Raw genomic sequence first — 16827 nt, 5'->3', positions numbered from 1 at the left:
GCCAAGCAACAGATCGTTGGTCACGTAAGGCGAAGGATGTCATTCCATGTGGCAAAGAGCATAAGAGCCAAGACAAGAGCGAGACCGATCCGGAAGCCGTACTCCTGGGCCCTTTGACCAAGAGGCCGGCCGCGCACCCGTTCGATCGCGTAGAACAGAAGATGGCCGCCATCGAGCATTGGGATCGGAAAGAGGTTCAACAGCCCGAGATTGATCGAAAGATAGGCGGTCCAGAGGATGATCTGGTCGAGTCCGCGTTCGGCGACCTGGCCCGAGACCTGGGCGATCCCGAGCGGTCCGGCGAGCTCGTCGGAGCGTCGCGCGCCGCTGATGAACTCGCCGACGACCTGGAGGATGAAACCCGTCACCCGCACGGTCTCTGCTCCGGCCATCCAGACCGAGTCAAAGGCGCTGACCGGTTCGTATTCGAACCGCGCGTTGCTGATTCCGATCTGCCCGACGTCCCGATCGCTCGCCATCTCCGGGGTCACGACCAAGGCGAGTTGCTCCGACCCGCGTTCAATCAGGAAGTCGAGCGGCTGACCTACCGCCCCTTGGACAACGGCAACGATGTCTTCGAAGCTCTCGATCCGCTTATCTTCGATCTTGAGGATTCTGTCACCGGTCATCAGCCCGGCCTCTTCGGCCGGCGACCCGGGCCGGACCCACTCGACGGCAGTCGGGTCGCCGACGATCGGAACCCGTTCTCCGTAGAAGCCGTAGAGCACGGCCAAGGCCAGGAACGCGAACAAGAAGTTGGCCAAGGGACCGCCGGCCACGATCCAGGACCGCTGGCCGAGCGTCTTACGATGGAAGGCCTGGTTTTGCTCTTCCGGGGTCATTCGCGCGAGTTCGGCCGAAGGCATGCTGGAAAAGTCGGCATCGCCGAACATTTTCACGTAGCCGCCGAGGGGGATCGCCGAGAACTTCCACCGCGTGCCCGCCTTGTCGGTCCGGCCGAAGATCTCGGGCCCGAATCCGATCGAGAAGACTTCGACCCGGACGCCGCAGCGGCGCGCGATGAGGTAATGGCCAAGTTCGTGAACGAAAACGAGAATCGTCAGCACGATCAGGAACGGGATCACATAGGTCAGGATCAGGTCCAGAATCTCCATATGCGCTCTGCCTTTGTCCGCCGTGCCGAAACCGCCCAGACTCTACGTCGCCCCGGCGTATTCCGGCAAGCCGCTGAAAGAAAAAACTAAAGTTAACTTGACTCTGTCACAATTTTGGCCGCACGCCGGGCAGCCTAGCCCAGAGCCTTGATAACCTCGTTAACAGTCCGGCGTGCCTGGCTGTCGATATCGATTACCTCGTCCAGGCTCGAGGGATTGCGCCCCGGCAGTTTGTTCATGGTGCGTTCTACCACTTCAGCGATTTGCAGGAATCCGAGCCGGTCGGCCAGAAAACTGTCGACAGCCACCTCGTTCGCAGCGTTCAGGACGATCGGCGTGCTGGGCCGGTCCCGCAGGCTTTCCCGCGCCAAGCGCAGGGCGGGGAAGCGCTCCGGATCCGGCTTATCGAAGGTGAGCTGGCCGATGGCCGCCAGGTCCAGGCGCTCCACCGGCGCCGGAATTCGGGCCGGCCAAGCCAGAGTATGCGCGATCGGGGTCCGCATGTCGGGACTGCCCATCTGCGCCAGCACCGACCCGTCGATGTAGGCGACGGCGCTGTGGACCACCGATTGCGGGTGAACCAGGACCTCGATCCGATCTTCGGTCATGGCGAAGAGATGGCTGGCTTCGATGATCTCCAGCCCCTTGTTCATCATGGTGGCCGAATCGACCGAGATCTTGGCGCCCATATCCCAGTTCGGATGGGCAACGGCCTGCTCGGGGGTGACTTCGGCCATTTCCTCCCGGCTGTAAGTCCGGAAGGGCCCGCCCGAAGCGGTCAGAATGAGGTGTTCGACACCTTCCGGACGCTCCTGGTCCAGGACCTGGAAGATGGCGTTGTGCTCGGAATCCACCGGCAGCAAGGTCGCCCCGTGGGAGATCACCTCGGCAATCATGAGACTACCGGCGCAGACCAGGGTTTCCTTGTTCGCCAGCGCCACCACGCAGCCGGACCTGACCGCGCTCAGGGTCGGGGCAAGGCCGGCCGCCCCGACGATGGCTGCCATCACCCAATCCACGGGCCTTTGGGCGGCCTCGACCAGCGCCTCCAGGCCGGCCGCCGCGGCCACGCCACTGCCTTCCAAGCCCTGCTTCAGCGCCGGGTAATGCTTGGGATCGGCGATGACCGCGAGCCGCGGCCGCAGCTCCCATGCCTGGGCGACGAGCTGTTCGACGTTGCGGTGCGCGGTCAGCGCCTCCACGTCGTAGGCCGCGGGGGCCCGGCGGAGAAGGTCGATGGTACTGCAGCCGACCGAGCCAGTAGATCCGAGGATCGTCACCCGGCGGGGCGCCACTTCTGGTCGCGTTTTCGCTCTCGTAATTGCCGTTGCCATGTCAGAACCTCGCTTCCCCCGCGAACCAGATCGCGGCGGCAAGGCACAAGCTTGCCGCTATGAGTCCGTCCGTGCGATCCAACAATCCACCGTGTCCGGGAATCAGGTGGCCTGAATCCTTGGCGCCGAATCGGCGCTTCAGCCTGGATTCGAAAAGATCTCCCCCCTGGCTGACAAGAGCAAGCAGCATGCTGGAGACAATGAGACCGAAGGCACCATAGTCCAGCGCCACCTGGCTCGCCACCCAGCCCACCAGCCCGGCCGCGGCCATGCCGCCGGCCAAGCCGCTCCAGGTCTTCTTCGGGCTGATCCTCGGTGCCAGCTTCGGCCCGCCCAGGCCACGGCCGGCGAAGTAGGCACCGGTGTCGGTCGCCCAGACCACGGCGACCAGCCAGAGAACCAGAGCCCGTCCGGACTCCGGGTGACCTCGCAGCCAGATCAGGGCCATGGCCGAGAGGCCGACGACTGTGACGCCGGCCGCGATCCAGAAGGGTTCCAGCTGTCCCTGCCGCGCGGCCAGAACTCCCCCCATGATCCCGACCAGGACGATCCAGCCGGCTGCGCCCGGCAGTCCGAGCGCGATCGCGCCGCTGGCAGCGACTACGGTGCCGACCATGACCAGCATCGTCGGCGAAGCGGCATCCGCACCACAGAGGCGCGCCCACTCCCAGGCCATGATGCCCGAGGCGGTGACGATCAGGAGATCGCTGTAGGGCGACCCGAAATAGAGTGCGGCCAGCACCGGCGGGCCCAGCACAAGCCCGGCCACCAGACGCTTGGCGAAATTGCTGCCGGCTTTGTCGCTATCCGTAAGCGGCACCATAGCGCCGGTCGCGTGATTGATACTCTTGGATGGCTGCGGCCAGATCGGCCTCCCCAAAATCGGGCCAAAGCTTGTCGACGAAGACCAACTCGCTGTAGGCGGATTGCCAGATCAGGAAGTTGCTGATCCGCTGCTCACCGCTGGTCCGCAGGATCAGATCCGGATCCGGCAGTTCCGCTGTGTCGAGCTGGGCCTCGAAATCCCGCTCATCGATGTCGCCGGGCGCCAGGTCGCCGTCCAGAACCTGACGCACCAAGCGGCGGGTCGCTGCGACGATCTCCTGACGGCCGCCGTAGCTGATCGCCATGGTCAGGTTGAGACGCCGGTTGTCTGCGGTCACGGATTCGGCCTCGGCGATCAGGTCCTTCAGGTCCTGGGACAAGCGCGCCCGATCGCCTATGACGCGGAGGCGTATCCCCTCCTTCACCATCTCGGCGATCTGGCTATGCAGGTACCAGCGCAAGAGGCCCATGAGGTCGTCGACTTCGGCGGCCGGACGCTTCCAGTTCTCGGCCGAGAAGCCATAGAGGGTCAGGTAGGACACGCCCATCGAGAGGGCTCCCTTGACCGCACGCCGGGCCGCCTCGGCGCCGCGTTGATGCCCCGCGCTCCGAGGCAGGCCGCGGGCGTTCGCCCAGCGTCCGTTGCCGTCCATGATGATGGCAACGTGCATCGGCCCCCGGCCGCTCCGGTTTTCCGACAGGGCTTCCACGCCGTCAGACCTGCATGATCTCGGCTTCTTTCTGGGTCAGGGTCTCGTCGACCTTCTTGACGTGCTCGTCGGTCATATCCTGGATCGTCTCGCCCCAGCTGTGATGCTCGTCCTTGGAAATCTCGTGGTCCTTCTCCATGCGCTTCAGCATCTCCATCCCGTCGCGCCGCACGTTGCGGACCGCGACCCGAGCCTGCTCGGCATAGCGGTGCGCGACCTTGGCCAGCTCGACGCGACGCTCCTCGCTGAGCGCCGGGATCGGCACCCGAATCAGCTGGCCGTCGGCCGAGGGATTGAGCCCGAGGTCGGATTCCCGGATCGCCTTCTCGACCGCAGTGACCAGGGAGCGATCCCAGACCTGAACGGTGATCATGCGCGGCTCCGGCACCGAAATGGTCCCGACCTGGGTCATGGGCATGTCGCTGCCGTAGGCGCTGACCGTGAGCGGCTCGAGCAGGCTGGCGGAAGCCCGTCCGGTGCGAAGACCGGCGAACTCGCGCCGAAGCGCATCGATGGCGCCGTCCATGCGCCGTTGAATGTCGGATAGATCTGGCTCTGCCACGACTTAGTCCTCACCTGTCACGATTGTGTAGGAGCCCTCGCCTTTGATCACGCGCGCGAAGGCCCCGGGTTGGGTGATGGAGAATACCAGAATCGGAATATGGTTTTCACGTGCCAAGGATATGGCGGCGTGATCCATCACGCCAAGGTCGTCGGTGAGCACTTTCAGATAGCTCAAACGCTCATAGCGCTTGGCGCTCGGGACCTTGGCAGGGTCGGCGTCGTAGACGCCGTCAACCTTGGTGCCCTTGAGCAGGGCGTCGCAGTCCATCTCCGAGGCCCTCAGGGCGGCCGCAGTGTCGGTCGTGAAGAAGGGATTGCCGGTGCCCGCCGCGAAGACCACGACCCGCCCCTTCTCCATATGGCGGACCGCGCGGCGGCGGATGTAGGGCTCGGCCACGGCCGACATCGGGATCGCGGACTGGACCCGGGTGTGGACCTCGAGGCGCTCGAGGGCGTTCTGCAGGGCAAGGCAGTTTATGACGGTCGCCAGCATGCCCATGTAGTCGGCCGTCGCCCGGTCGATCCCGGTCGCCGTGCCCGAGATTCCTCGGAAGATGTTTCCGGCGCCCACCACCAGGGCGACCTGAATGCCCAGGCCGTGAACGGACTTAACCTCCTCGGCGATGCGCTGCACCGTTCCCGGATCTATGCCGTAGTCCTGCGACCCCAGCAGAGCCTCGCCGGAAATCTTCAGGAGGACCCTTCGGTAGGCGGTCTTCGGGACCGTTTCTGTCGTCATGGTTTCATCCGGAGCCCGGGGCCAGGCCTGGGACCTCAGGCCTTCTCGATCCCCTCGCCCAGCTGGAAGCGGCCGAAACCGGCGACCTTCACCTCGCTGCCCAGTTCTTTGCCCAGCTTGTCGAGCGCCTTGGAGAGCTTCGCCTCGGCTTCGATGTCCTTGGAGGGCGGGCCGCTATAGGGTTGTTCCATGAGCACGATCTCTTCATAGAACTTGCGCAGACGCCCCTCGACCATCTTTTCGATGATCTCTTCCGGACGACCCGAGGCCCGGGCCTGCTCGATCAGGACGTTGCGCTCCCGCTCCAGGGTTGCGGGCGAAACGCTGGAGACGTCGACCGCCTGGGGGGCCGCGAAGGCGATGTGCATCGCCAGGTTCCGGCCGACCGCCTGCAGCCGATCCGCATCGGCGGCCGACTCCAGTCCGACCAGCACGCCGATCTTGCCGAGGCCCGGCGCCACGTGGTTGTGGACGTAGGCCGCCACCGCGCCCTGCTCGACCGAGATCACCGCGGTCCGCCGCAGGTTCATGTTCTCGCCGATGGTCGCGATCATGTTGGTCAGCTTGTCCTGAACGGAGCCGCTGCCGTCCGGATAGGCCATTCCGGCCAGGGCCTCGCGATCGCCGCCGGCATCAAGGGCCAGCTTGGCGCAGCTCGCCACGAAGCCCTGGAACTCTTCGTTGCGGGCGACGAAATCGGTCTCGCAGTTGATCTCGACCAGGGCCCCGCGATTGCCCTCGACGAAGGTGCCGACCAGGCCCTCGGCGGCGACGCGGCCGGCCTTCTTGGCCGCCGAGGCCACGCCCTTCTTGCGCAGCCAGTCGACGGCCTCCTCGACGTCTCCATCGGTCTCGCTCAGCGCCTTCTTGCAGTCCATCATCCCGGCGCCGGTCTTGTCTCTCAGTTCCTTGACCAGCGCGGCCGAAATCTGGGCCATGATCCAACCTCTGTCTCTAAAGTCCGATGTGGCTTCCGGGTCCAAAGGGAGCGCCCCCTGTCCCGGCAAGCGATGTCCGGCAGCGCGGCCGCGCCTCAGGCCTGCTCCGCCACCTTGGCTGTGTCTTCGGCGGCGGCCTCGGCCGCAGGCTCCGCAGCGGGCTCGGCGGTCGCCTCCGGAGCCGGCGCCGCCTCTGCCTTGGGCGGCTCGGCAACCTTTGCGTCGCCGTTGGCCAGCGCGGGCTCGACCACTTCCTCGGCCTCACCGACGTCCTTGCCGGTCGACAGCAGCTCCTGCTGCAGGCCGTCCAGCACCGCGTCGGCAAAGAGATCGCAATACATCGAGATCGCCCGGATGGCGTCGTCGTTGCCCGGGACCGGGAACATCAGGCCGTCCGGGTCGGAATTGGAATCGACGATCGCGATCACGGGGATCCCCAGCTTCCGCGCCTCGGCCACCGCGATGTGCTCCTTGTTGGTGTCGATCACCATCAGCACGTCGGGCAATCCGCCCATCTCCTTGATGCCGCCGAGGGCGCGCTCCAGCTTGTCGCGTTCCCTGGTCAGGTTCAGAAGCTCCTTCTTGGTCAGGCCGACGTTCTCCTCGGCCAGCCGGCCCTCGATCTCGCGCAGGCGCTTGATCGAATGCGAGATCGTCTTCCAGTTGGTCAGCATGCCGCCGAGCCAGCGGTGGTTCACGTAGTACTGCCCGCAGCGCTGGGCCGCCTCTGCGATCCGCTCGCTGGCCTGTCGCTTGGTCCCGACGAAGAGCACCCGGCCGCCGTTTGACACCACCTCGCGCGCGAAGCTCAGCGCCTGATGCAGCAGGGGCACCGTCTGTTCCAAGTCGATGATGTGGACCCCGTTGCGCTCGCCGAACAGGTAGGGCGACATGCGGGGATTCCAGCGGCGGGTGGTGTGTCCGAAGTGGACGCCAGCTTCAAGCAGCTGGCGCATCGTGAAGCTTGGTAGCGCCATGTCTCTCTTCTCCGGTTGAGCCTCCGCGGATCAAGGCCCCTCTCAGGGCACCGGAAGCGACCCCCGGCTAGGGCCGGGACACCGCAGGATCCGCGTGTGGGATTGCGCCGTTTGATAGTGGCTGTGCGCCCGACATGCAAGCGGATTTCGCAGGGGAGCCGCGGGTTTTTCGACCGGGCGGCAGGGCGCGCCGCCCGCCTCCGGGCGCGCTCAAAGGTCCCGGACGTCCACCCCCGGGACCGCCTTGACCGCCTGGCGCAGGGAGGGCGAGACCAGGCAGTCCGGCGGCAGGGCCAGCTCGACCTCGCGGCCGTCCTCGAGATCCAGGATCAGATTGACCCGTCCGCGTCCGCCGGCCTGCCGCTCGAACAGGCTCTTAAGTTGATGTAGTGGCTCAGGTTTATTTGCAAATATTTTGATTCCGTTGGATTTTCTTTCCACCGCATCGTCCAGGCGCTGGATGTCCTGGGCCATCAGCCTGAGGCTGTCGTTGTCGCGCCGGACGTCGACCGAGAGCAGGAGGGGCTGTCCGGCCTCCAGCAGCTCCCGCGTCTTTACGAGAAGGTCGTGGAAGATCACGACCTCGAAGACCCCGCTGCTGTCGGTCAGCTGGACGAAGGCGAAGCGGTTCTGGCTGGTCCGCGAGGTCCGCTCCTGCTTGCCGACCACGATTCCCGCCAGCTTGCGGAACCCCGGGGTGTCGCGTTCGCCGCCTTCCAGGTCGGTGAAGCGCTGGACCCCCAGGCGCTTCAGGGCCTCCTCGTAGGCATCCAGGGGATGCGCGGAGAGGTAAAAGCCGATGGCGTCAAATTCCTGGCGCAGCCGGTCCAGGGGCGGCCAGTCCTCGACCGGAGGCAGGTCGAGGCGGATCGCTAGGGCGCCGTCGTCCCCGCCGAAGAGGCTGTTCTGGGCCGAGTCTCGCTCGCTCGCGGCCACCGCGGCATTGCGGATCAGGAGTTCCGCCCCCTGGAAAACCTGATGGCGGTTCTCGTGCAGTCTGTCGAAGGCGCCGGCGCAGGCTAGGCTCTCGAGTTGCCGCTTGTTGACCGCCTGGGTGTCGATCCGCCCGGCCAAGTCCGCCAGGTCCCGGAACGGCCCGCCGCGATCCCGCTCGGCGACCAGGGTCTCCATGGCGGTCTCGCCCACGTTCTTGACGGCAGCCAGGGCGTAGCGGATCCCCGCAGCGCCCTCGCCGGCCGGGTCCCGCTCCACGGCGAAGTCGGCCCGCGAGCGGTTGACGTCGGGGCCTAGCAGGGGCACGCCGAGGCGGTCGAGCTCCTGCTTGAAAACGTTGAGCTTGTCGGTGTTGTTCATGTCGTAGGTCATCGAGGCGGCCAGGAACTCGACCGGATAGTTGGCCTTGAGGTAGGCGGTCTGGTAGGCGACCAGGGCATAAGCGGCGGCGTGGCTCTTGTTGAAGCCGTAGCCGGCGAACTTGTTGACCTGCTCGAAGATCTCCGCCGCCTTTTCCTTGGGCACGCCCCGGGCCATCGCGCCCTCGACGAAGCTCTCGCGCTGCGCCTCCATCTCGGCCTTGATCTTCTTGCCCATGGCCCGGCGCAGCAGGTCGGCGCCGCCCAGGGAGTAGCCGGCCAGCTCCTGGGCGATCTGCATGACCTGCTCCTGGTAGATCATGATGCCGAAGGTCTCCTTCAGGATCCCTTCCAGGGTCGGATAGAGGTAGTCCGGCTGCTCCTGATCGTGCTTGCGGTTGATGTAGCTGGGGATGTTGTCCATCGGCCCGGGCCGGTAGAGGGCGACCACGGCGATGATGTCCTCGAAGCGGTCGGGCTTCAGGCGCCGCAGGACGTCGCGCATGCCCGAGGATTCCAGCTGGAACACTCCGACGGTCTCGGCCCGGCCCAGCATCTCGAAGGTTTCCGGGTCGTCCAGCGGTATGGCCTCGAGCTCGAAGTCGGAGACCCGCTCTCGGATCAGCTCCTGGGCCCGGGCCAGGACCGAGAGCGTCTTGAGCCCCAGGAAGTCGAACTTCACCAGGCCGGCCTGCTCGACGTACTTCATGTTGAACTGGGTGACCGGCATGTCCGAGCGCGGGTCGCGGTAGAGCGGCACCAGTTCGTCCAGGGGCCGGTCGCCGATGACCACGCCGGCGGCATGGGTCGAGGCGTGGCGGTAGAGCCCCTCCAGCTTGAGCGCGATGTCGATCATGCGGGCCACCGTCTCGTCGGTGTCGCGCTGGTGCTGCAGCTGCGGCTCGCCGGCGATGGCCTGCTTCAGGGTGACCGGGTTGGCCGGGTTGTTGGGCACCAGCTTGCAGATCCGGTCGACCTGGCCGAAGGGCAGCTGCAGGACCCGGCCGACGTCGCGCAGGGCAGCGCGGGCCTGGAGCTTTCCGAAGGTGATGATCTGGGCGACCCGGTCGCGGCCGTAGCGCTCCTGCACGTGGCGGATCACCTCGTCGCGCCGGTCCTGGCAGAAGTCGACGTCGAAGTCCGGCATCGACACGCGCTCGGGGTTGAGGAAGCGCTCGAACAGCAGGCCCCAGCGCAAGGGGTCTAGGTCGGTGATGGTCAGCGCCCAGGCGACCACAGAGCCGGCGCCCGAGCCGCGGCCGGGGCCGACCGGGATGCCCTGCCCCTTGGCCCACTGGATGAACTCGGCGACGATCAGGAAGTAGCCGGGAAAGCCCATCTGCTCGATGACGGCGAGCTCATAATCAAGGCGGTCCCGGTAGGGCTTGGCCGCCGACTCGCGCGCCGCGGCGTCCATCTCTTCGCTGTAGACCTGCGCCGCCAGGCGCTGCTCCAGGCCCGCCGCCGCCTGGGCGCGCAGCTCCTCGGCCTCGCTGCGCCCGGCATCGGTGGGATAGGCCGGCAGGATCGGGTCGACCGAGGCCGGGTAGCAGGCGCAGCGCCGGGCCACGACCAGGGTGTTGTCGACCGCCTCGGGCAGGTCGGCGAAGAGCGCGCGCATTTCCTCGGCGGTCTTCAAGCGGTGGTCCGGGGTCAGCCGGCGCCGCTCCTGCTCCGTGACGTAGCGGCCCTCGGCGATGCAAAGCAGGACGTCGTGGGCCTCATGAATCTCGGCATCGGGGAAGTAGGCGTCGTTGGTGGCGACCAGAGGCAGCTCGTGGCGGTAGGCCAGGTCCAGCAGGGGCCTCTCGGTCTCGGCCTCGGCAGACAGCCCGTGGCGCTGCAGCTCGACGTAGAGCCGGCCGGGGAAGGCCTGCATCAGACGCCGGAGCAGCGCTGCCGCCGCCTCGGGGCGGCGGGCCCGGATCAGCCGGCCGAGCGGCCCCGCCGGGCCGCCGGTCAGGGCCAGTAGGCCGCCGCTCAGGGCCGTGAGCTCGTCCAAGGTCACCTGGGGGTCCAGGCCCGGGTCGCCCTCCAGGAAGGCCCGGCTGACCAGCTTCATGAGGTTGCGGTAGCCGGCCTCGTCCTGAACCAGCAGGACCAGCTGGTCCGGCGTCGGGGGCGTGCCGTTTCGGCCCTGGGCGTCCTCGGCGGTCAGGCCGACTTGGCAGCCGATGATCGGCTGGACACCGGCCGCCTCGGCGGTCTGCGCGAACTCCAGGGCGCCGAAGAGGTTGCCGCTGTCGGTGACCGCGACCGCGGGCATCCTCTGCTCCCGGCAGGTCTTGACCAGGTCCTTGAGCCTGAGCGCGCCCTCCGAGAGCGAGTAGGCCGAGTGGACGCGAAGATGAACGAATCCGGCGTGAGGCATGGCCGAAGGATTCCACGCGCGGCGGGCCGCGTCATCTCCCGAGGCGGCGGCCGGCCTGTGGATATCGTGGATGAGACGGTCCGGTCGCTATTCGTAGCGCAGCGCTTCGACTGGATCGAGCCGGGCGGCCCGCCAGGCCGGCTGGAGGCTGGCCAGAAGCGTCAGGACCAGGGCGGTCACCACCACGACCGCCACCTCAAGCGGGTCGATCCTGGCGGGCATCTGGGCGAGAAAGCGGATCGTGCCTTCCATGTACTCGGCCAGAGGGCCGAAGACGGGAAGCCGCCGCAGGGAATCCTGCAGCCCTTGAAGCAGCCGGCCCAGTTCCTCGATGTGGGAACAGAAGGCGACTCCCATGGCCAGGCCCAGGAGGGTGCCAGCAAAGCCGATGGCGGCACCGCTCAAGAGGAAGACCCTTAGGATCGTGCCACGGGAGGCCCCCATGCTGCGCAGGATGGCGATATCCGAGCCCTTGTCCTTCACCAGCATGGTCTGCCCGGAAACGATGTTGAAGGCCGCCACAACGACGATCAGGGTGAGGATCAGGAAGGTGGCGATGCGCTCGACCTGGAGCGCCGTGACCAGGCTGGCATTCGCCTCCTGCCAGTCGACCGCGTCGAAGCCCGGGCCGAGGCGCGCCTCGATCTCGGCCGAGATCCGGTCGACCTCGTCCAGGTTCTGGACGAAGACCTCGATCGCGTTGACCTGCCCCGGCAGGCCGAAGACCGATTGTGCCGCCGCCAGGGACATGTAGATCAGGGAGGAATCGTAGTCGGGACTGCCGACCTGGAAGATTCCGGCCACGGTGGAAGCGCTGATCTCCGGCGCCATGACGATCCCGTCGCCGCCCCGCCTGGGCAGCACGAAGGCCATGCGGTCGCCCACGGAGATCCCGAGGCTCGGTCCCAGGAGGACGCCGATCAGGATCTTGCCGCTGTCTCGCAGGTCGTCGATGTCGCCGGCGATCACGTTGTCGGCGATCCGCCGCCGGGACTTCAGGTCCTCCAGGGACATGCCGCGGACCAGGGCCCCGGTGGCCGAGTTGCCGACCGCGACCATGACCTCCGCCTGAACCTGCGGGATCAACTGGATGACACCGCGGATCTCCATCAGGCGCTCCAGGAGCGCCGGGTCGGCGTCGATCCTGCCGGAGTCTTGGCGGATCGTGATATGGCCGTTCACGCCGAGGAGCTGGCCCATGAGCTGGTCGCGAAAGCCGCTCATGACCGCCATGGCGACGATCAGGACCGCGACGCCGAGGGCGATCCCTAGCATGGAGAAGAAGGCGATCGCCGAGACCGAGCGGCCCTGTCGCCGTGGGCGCAGATAGCGCAGCGCGACCAGGCGTTCGAAGGCGCTGAAGATCATCGGACGACCGTCATCGGTGCTGCGGCAGCGCGACGCAGAGGCGCGCCCCTGCCCTGCTTTGCGGTCCGGCGCTCACAGGCCCTCAACGATGCCGCCCTCCTCCAGCCTGAGGATGCGGTCCATGCGCCGCGCCAGCTCGTAGTTGTGGGTGGCGATCATGGCGGCAAGCTTGGCGCTGCGGACCACGTTGATCAGCAGGTCGAAGACGTCGTCGGCGGTGTGCGGATCAAGGTTGCCGGTCGGCTCGTCCGCAAGCAGCACCGAAGGTCGGTTGGCCAGTGCGCGCACGATGGCGACCCGCTGCTGCTCGCCGCCGGAGAGCTCGGCCGGGCGATGCTGCGCGCGTTCCGAAAGGCCGACCACGGTCAGGAGCTGGAGGCCGCGCTCGGCCGCCTTGCGGCGCGACTGCCCGGCGATCATCTGCGGCAGCACGATGTTCTCCAGCGCCGAGAACTCCGGCAGCAGGTGGTGGTACTGGTAGACGAAGCCGATGGTCTGGCGGCGCAGCGCCGTGCGCTCGTCGTCGGGCAGGCCCAGGGTCCCGTGCCCGTCGATCTCGATCTCGCCCGCATCCGGGCCCTCCAGAAGCCCGGCAATGTGCAAAAGGGTCGACTTGCCTGCGCCCGAGGGGCCGACCAGGGCGACCATCTCGCCCTTCTGCACGGAGAGGTCGACGCCGGACAGCACGTCGAGCGCGCGCGCGCCCTGGCGAAAGGTCTTCTTGACGTCCCGAAGCCGCAGCCCGGATGCAGGGGAGTCATTCATATCTAAGGGCCTCCACCGGATCGAGGCGGGCGGCCCGCCTGGCCGGCTGGATCGTCGCCAGGAAGGACAGCAGGAGCGCCAGGATCACCACGGCCGACACCTCGGCGGGATCGATCTTGGCCGGCAGCTCGGAGAGGTAGTAGATCGAGGGATCGAAGAGCTCGATCCCCAGAAGTCCCGCGAGGAGCGCGCGGATCAGCTCGATGTTGTCCGACAGGGCCAGTCCGAGGGCGAAGCCGAGCAGCGTGCCGACCACCCCGATGCTGGCCCCGCTGAGCAGGAAGACCCGCATCACCATGCCCCGGGTCGCGCCCATGGTGCGCAGGATCGCGATGCTGCGCCCCTTGTCCTTCACCAGCATGATCTGGCCCGAGATGATGTTGAAGGCGGCGACCACGATGATCAGCGTGAGGATCAGGAACAGCACGTTGCGCTGGACCTGGATCATGGCGAAGAAGCCGCTGGACGCCCGCCGCCAGTCGTTGATGCGGTAGCCGCCGCCGAGCATCTGAACCGCGGACCTGGTGATGCGGTCGGCCTGGTCCGGATCGTCGACGAAGATCTCGATCGTGTTGACTTGATCGCGCAGCCTGAAGAAGACTTGGCCCGCCGCCAGCGGCGCGTAGATGATCAGGTTGTCGAAGTGATAGATCCCGACCTCGAAGAGCCCGGCGACCGTGTAGGTCTTGAAGCGCGGCACCATGCCCAGGGGGGTCACGTTGCCGCGCGGCTGGACCAGGGTGATGCTGTCGCCGACCGCGATTCCGAGCTTGGACGCCATGCGGGTGCCGATCAGGACCCCCTCGCCCTCCGCCATCGCGTCGATGCTGCCGGCCCTGACGTTGCCGGCGACCAGGTCGCGGGCGCGCAGGTCGTCGAGGCTCATGGCACGGACCTGGGCGCCCGCGGTGGCGTCCCCGGCGACGACCATGACCTGGCCGTGCACCTGCGGCGTGATTGCGCCCACCCCGGGGATGCTCCGCAGACGGTCGGACAACGCCTCGTAGTAGTCGATGCGCCCGTCGTGCGCCTGGACCGTCAACTGGCCGTTGACGCCCAGGACGAGGCGCAGGAACTCCTGCTGGAAGCCGTTCATCACAGACATGACGACGATCAGCGCGGCCACGCCGATGGCGATGCCCAGCAGCGAGAAGAGGGCGATCACCGAGATTACGCCCTGCTGCCGCCGTGGCCGCAGGTAGCGCAGGGCAACCAGGCGTTCGAAAGCGCTGAAGACCATCGCTTAGTCAGATAGGCGGGCCAGGGCCGAATCCAGCGACAGCTCCTCGCGCTCGCCGCTGGCGCGGTTCTTGAACTCGACGGTGCCGGCCTTGAGCCCGCGGGGGCCGATCACCAGCTGCCAGGGCAAGCCAATCAGGTCCATGGTCGCGAACTTGGCGCCGGCGCTCTCGTCGCGATCGTCGTAGAGCACCTCGACACCGGCGCTCCGCAGCTTGCCGTAGATCTCCTCGCAGAGCTGGCTGCAGGCCGCGTCCGCGACCTTCAGGTTGATCAGGCCGACCTTGAAAGGCGCCACGGCCTCCGGCCAGATAATCCCGGACTCGTCGTGGCTGGCCTCGATGATGCCGCCGACCAAGCGGGAGACGCCGATGCCGTAGGAGCCCATGTGCACCGGGACCTGGGTGCCGTCTGGCTTGGCCACCTCGGCGCCCAGGGGCTCGGAGTACTTGGTCCCGAAATAGAAGATGTGGCCGACCTCGATCCCCCGACCTTCGTAGCGCCGCTCCTCGGCGACGGCCGCGGCGAAGGCTTGCGCGTCGTGCTTCTCGTCGGTCCGGGCGTAGAGGCTGGTGAAGGAATCGACCACCGTCTGCAGGCCCGCCGGGTTCTCGTAGTCGATGTCGGAGCCGAGCACGTCGAAGTCGAGGAAGTGCTTGTCGCAGTAGATCTCGCTCTCGCCGGTGTCCGCCTGGATGATGAACTCGTGGCTCAGGTTGCCGCCGATCGGTCCGGTGTCCGCCTCCATCGGGATCGCCTTCAGGCCCATGCGCGCGAAGGTCCGGAGATATGACACGAACATCTTGTTGTAAGCCGTTTTCGCGGAATCGAAATCTAGATCGAAGGAATAGGAATCCTTCATCAGGAACTCGCGCCCGCGCATGACCCCGAAGCGCGGCCGGACCTCGTCGCGGAACTTCCACTGGATGTGGTAGAGCAGCCGCGGCAGGTCCCGATAGCTCTTGATCGCGTGGCGGAAGATGTCGGTGATCAGTTCCTCGTTGGTCGGGCCGTAGAGCATGTCACGGCCGTGGCGGTCCTCGATCCGGAGCATCTCCTTGCCGTAGTCGTCGTAGCGGCCGGACTGGCGCCAGAGATCCGCCGACTGGATGGTCGGCATCAGCATCTCCTGGCAGCCGGCGCGGTCCTGCTCCTCGCGCACGATCTGCTCGATCTTGCGCAGGACCCGGTAGCCCAGGGGCAGCCAGGAATAGATCCCGGCGCTGGCCTGGCGCACCATGCCCGCCCGCAGCATCAGGCGGTGAGAGACGATCTCCGCTTCCTTCGGAGTCTCACGCAGGGTCGGCAGGAAATAGACGGAGAGGCGCATCGGCTGGACGGTATCCCGAAGGCTCGGATGAAAAGCGCGCAGAGACTAGGGGATGCCCGCGGCCTTGTCCATCGCGCTCAGGGCGTCTGCCGCAGCAGTTCCCGACAGCGCCGGCCCAGCTCGAAAGCGGCTCCCGGCGCCAATGTCTGGCCGTTGAACAGGACCCGGCCGTCGGCTTCGACCAGGGCTTCGCCGACCGCAATGTCGGCGTCGTAGCTGCCGGCCCTGGCCGGAACGCCGAAGCGGTCGTCGCTGTCGACCTCGATCCGGACCCGGTAGTCATTGGGCAGCGCCAGCTTCGGCGCGTCATCGAGGTCCGCCGACGCGACCGGCCGGCCTCGCACGTCAACGCCGGGCTGGTAGGCCACGTCGTCATCCGAAAGGTGGGCGACCAGACGCGCGCAGTCCGCAGGCGAGATGCGCAGCTCCAAAGGCTCTCCCGCGGCTCGGCTCAAGGATGAAAAAAATAATATAAAGCAGATAGTTAAGAGGACTTCTTGAGTATTTCTCATGGCCGAAGGCTAGGCCGCCGGGCTTAACAAAGCCCTTAGCCCCGCCGGGCCTCAGCCGGGCCGGAAGGACAGCAGGCCGCTGGTGATCAGGAAATATGCAATGCCCCAGACCACGGCCGAGATCACAGTCGTGATCCCCGCCTTGAGCAGGAGCCGGGGCCGGTCAGGCGCCCCGACCTCGTGGCCGGCCTCGGGATTGTCCGGCGCCCGCACGCCCCAGGGCAGCACCGTGAAGATGACCACGAACCAGATGCAGGCATAGAGCACGATGCCGTTGAACACGGTCATCAGGCGGCTCCTAGGCCTGCTCGAGCTCGACCAGGGTGCCGCAGAAATCCTTGGGGTGAAGGAAGAGCACCGGCTTGCCATGGGCACCGATCTTGGGCTCGCCGTCGCCGAGCACCCGGGCGCCCTCCGACTGCAGGCGCTCGCGCGCGGCGTGGATGTCGTCGACCTCGTAGCAGATGTGGTGGATCCCGCCGGCCGGGCTGCGCTCCAGGAACTTCGCGATGGGCGACTCGGCGCCGAGCGGGTGCAGCAGCTCGATCTTGGTGTTGGGCAGGGATACGAAGACGACGGTGACGCCGTGCTCCGGCTGGTCCAGGGGGTCCGAGACCTCGGCGCCCAGGACGCCGCGGTACTGGGCGCAGGCGGCCGCCAAGTCGGGGACCGCGATGGCGACGTGGTTCAAGCGTCCGATCATGGCGTTTCCTCCTGTGAGCTTCCT

At 66.8% G+C, this 16827-nt stretch carries 16 protein-coding genes; all 16 read right to left on the bottom strand.

Annotated features, from left to right (window positions below; all coding sequences use genetic code 11):
- Positions 1–20: 20 nt before the first annotated feature.
- A complete protein-coding gene (gene rseP / locus QNJ30_01365; protein ID MDJ0942083.1) occupies positions 21–1115 on the bottom strand; it encodes an RIP metalloprotease RseP in 1095 nt (364 codons plus the stop codon).
- Positions 1116–1249: 134 nt separating this feature from the next.
- Positions 1250–2449 (bottom strand): 1-deoxy-D-xylulose-5-phosphate reductoisomerase, encoded by a 1200-nt coding sequence (locus QNJ30_01360; GenBank protein MDJ0942082.1) that lies wholly within the window; start codon positions 2447–2449, stop codon positions 1250–1252.
- Between the two features lies 1 nt (position 2450).
- Complete coding sequence (locus QNJ30_01355; GenBank protein ID MDJ0942081.1) at positions 2451–3272, bottom strand: phosphatidate cytidylyltransferase; 822 nt, start codon at positions 3270–3272, stop codon at positions 2451–2453.
- On the bottom strand, positions 3253–3945 hold the full coding sequence (locus QNJ30_01350; protein ID MDJ0942080.1) for an isoprenyl transferase: 693 nt from the start codon (positions 3943–3945) through the stop codon (positions 3253–3255). The genes QNJ30_01355 and QNJ30_01350 overlap by 20 nt, the downstream gene beginning before the upstream one ends.
- A gap of 43 nt (positions 3946–3988) precedes the next feature.
- Positions 3989–4546, bottom strand: coding sequence for a ribosome recycling factor (frr, locus tag QNJ30_01345; GenBank protein ID MDJ0942079.1), 558 nt, complete (start codon positions 4544–4546; stop codon positions 3989–3991).
- 3 nt (positions 4547–4549) lie between these two features.
- Positions 4550–5287, bottom strand: a complete 738-nt coding sequence (gene pyrH, locus QNJ30_01340) for a UMP kinase (GenBank protein ID MDJ0942078.1) — start codon at positions 5285–5287, stop codon at positions 4550–4552.
- A 35-nt stretch (positions 5288–5322) separates the two neighbouring features.
- Positions 5323–6225 (bottom strand): translation elongation factor Ts, encoded by a 903-nt coding sequence (gene tsf, locus QNJ30_01335; GenBank protein ID MDJ0942077.1) that lies wholly within the window; start codon positions 6223–6225, stop codon positions 5323–5325.
- A gap of 95 nt (positions 6226–6320) precedes the next feature.
- Positions 6321–7202: a 30S ribosomal protein S2 gene (rpsB, locus tag QNJ30_01330; GenBank protein ID MDJ0942076.1), complete on the bottom strand. Its 882-nt coding sequence runs from the start codon at positions 7200–7202 to the stop codon at positions 6321–6323.
- 210 nt (positions 7203–7412) lie between these two features.
- Positions 7413–10886, bottom strand: a complete 3474-nt coding sequence (gene dnaE / locus QNJ30_01325; protein ID MDJ0942075.1) for a DNA polymerase III subunit alpha — start codon at positions 10884–10886, stop codon at positions 7413–7415.
- A gap of 87 nt (positions 10887–10973) precedes the next feature.
- The gene (locus tag QNJ30_01320) at positions 10974–12254 is read right to left on the bottom strand and encodes a lipoprotein-releasing ABC transporter permease subunit (GenBank protein ID MDJ0942074.1); all 1281 of its coding nucleotides are present in this window, start codon (positions 12252–12254) and stop codon (positions 10974–10976) included.
- Between the two features lie 72 nt (positions 12255–12326).
- The gene (locus tag QNJ30_01315; protein MDJ0942073.1) at positions 12327–13019 is read right to left on the bottom strand and encodes an ABC transporter ATP-binding protein; all 693 of its coding nucleotides are present in this window, start codon (positions 13017–13019) and stop codon (positions 12327–12329) included.
- The gene (locus tag QNJ30_01310; GenBank protein MDJ0942072.1) at positions 13012–14259 is read right to left on the bottom strand and encodes a lipoprotein-releasing ABC transporter permease subunit; all 1248 of its coding nucleotides are present in this window, start codon (positions 14257–14259) and stop codon (positions 13012–13014) included. Before QNJ30_01310 ends, QNJ30_01315 begins: the two co-directional genes overlap by 8 nt.
- 3 nt (positions 14260–14262) lie before the next feature.
- Positions 14263–15588, bottom strand: coding sequence for a proline--tRNA ligase (locus tag QNJ30_01305; GenBank protein ID MDJ0942071.1), 1326 nt, complete (start codon positions 15586–15588; stop codon positions 14263–14265).
- Positions 15589–15665: 77 nt separating this feature from the next.
- Positions 15666–16019: a hypothetical protein gene (locus QNJ30_01300; GenBank protein MDJ0942070.1), complete on the bottom strand. Its 354-nt coding sequence runs from the start codon at positions 16017–16019 to the stop codon at positions 15666–15668.
- A gap of 132 nt (positions 16020–16151) precedes the next feature.
- Entirely contained in the window at positions 16152–16388 is a 237-nt protein-coding gene (locus QNJ30_01295) for a DUF1467 family protein (protein MDJ0942069.1), read from the bottom strand.
- A 10-nt stretch (positions 16389–16398) separates the two neighbouring features.
- Positions 16399–16803 (bottom strand): methylmalonyl-CoA epimerase, encoded by a 405-nt coding sequence (gene mce, locus QNJ30_01290; GenBank protein ID MDJ0942068.1) that lies wholly within the window; start codon positions 16801–16803, stop codon positions 16399–16401.
- Positions 16804–16827 lie beyond the last annotated feature (24 nt).

Source organism: Kiloniellales bacterium, from assembly GCA_030066685.1.
In the GTDB taxonomy this organism is placed as follows: Bacteria; Pseudomonadota; Alphaproteobacteria; order Kiloniellales; family JAKSBE01; genus JAKSBE01.
The sequence above is the reverse complement of the archived record's forward strand: the minus strand, read 5'-3'. Positions and strand labels throughout refer to the sequence as shown.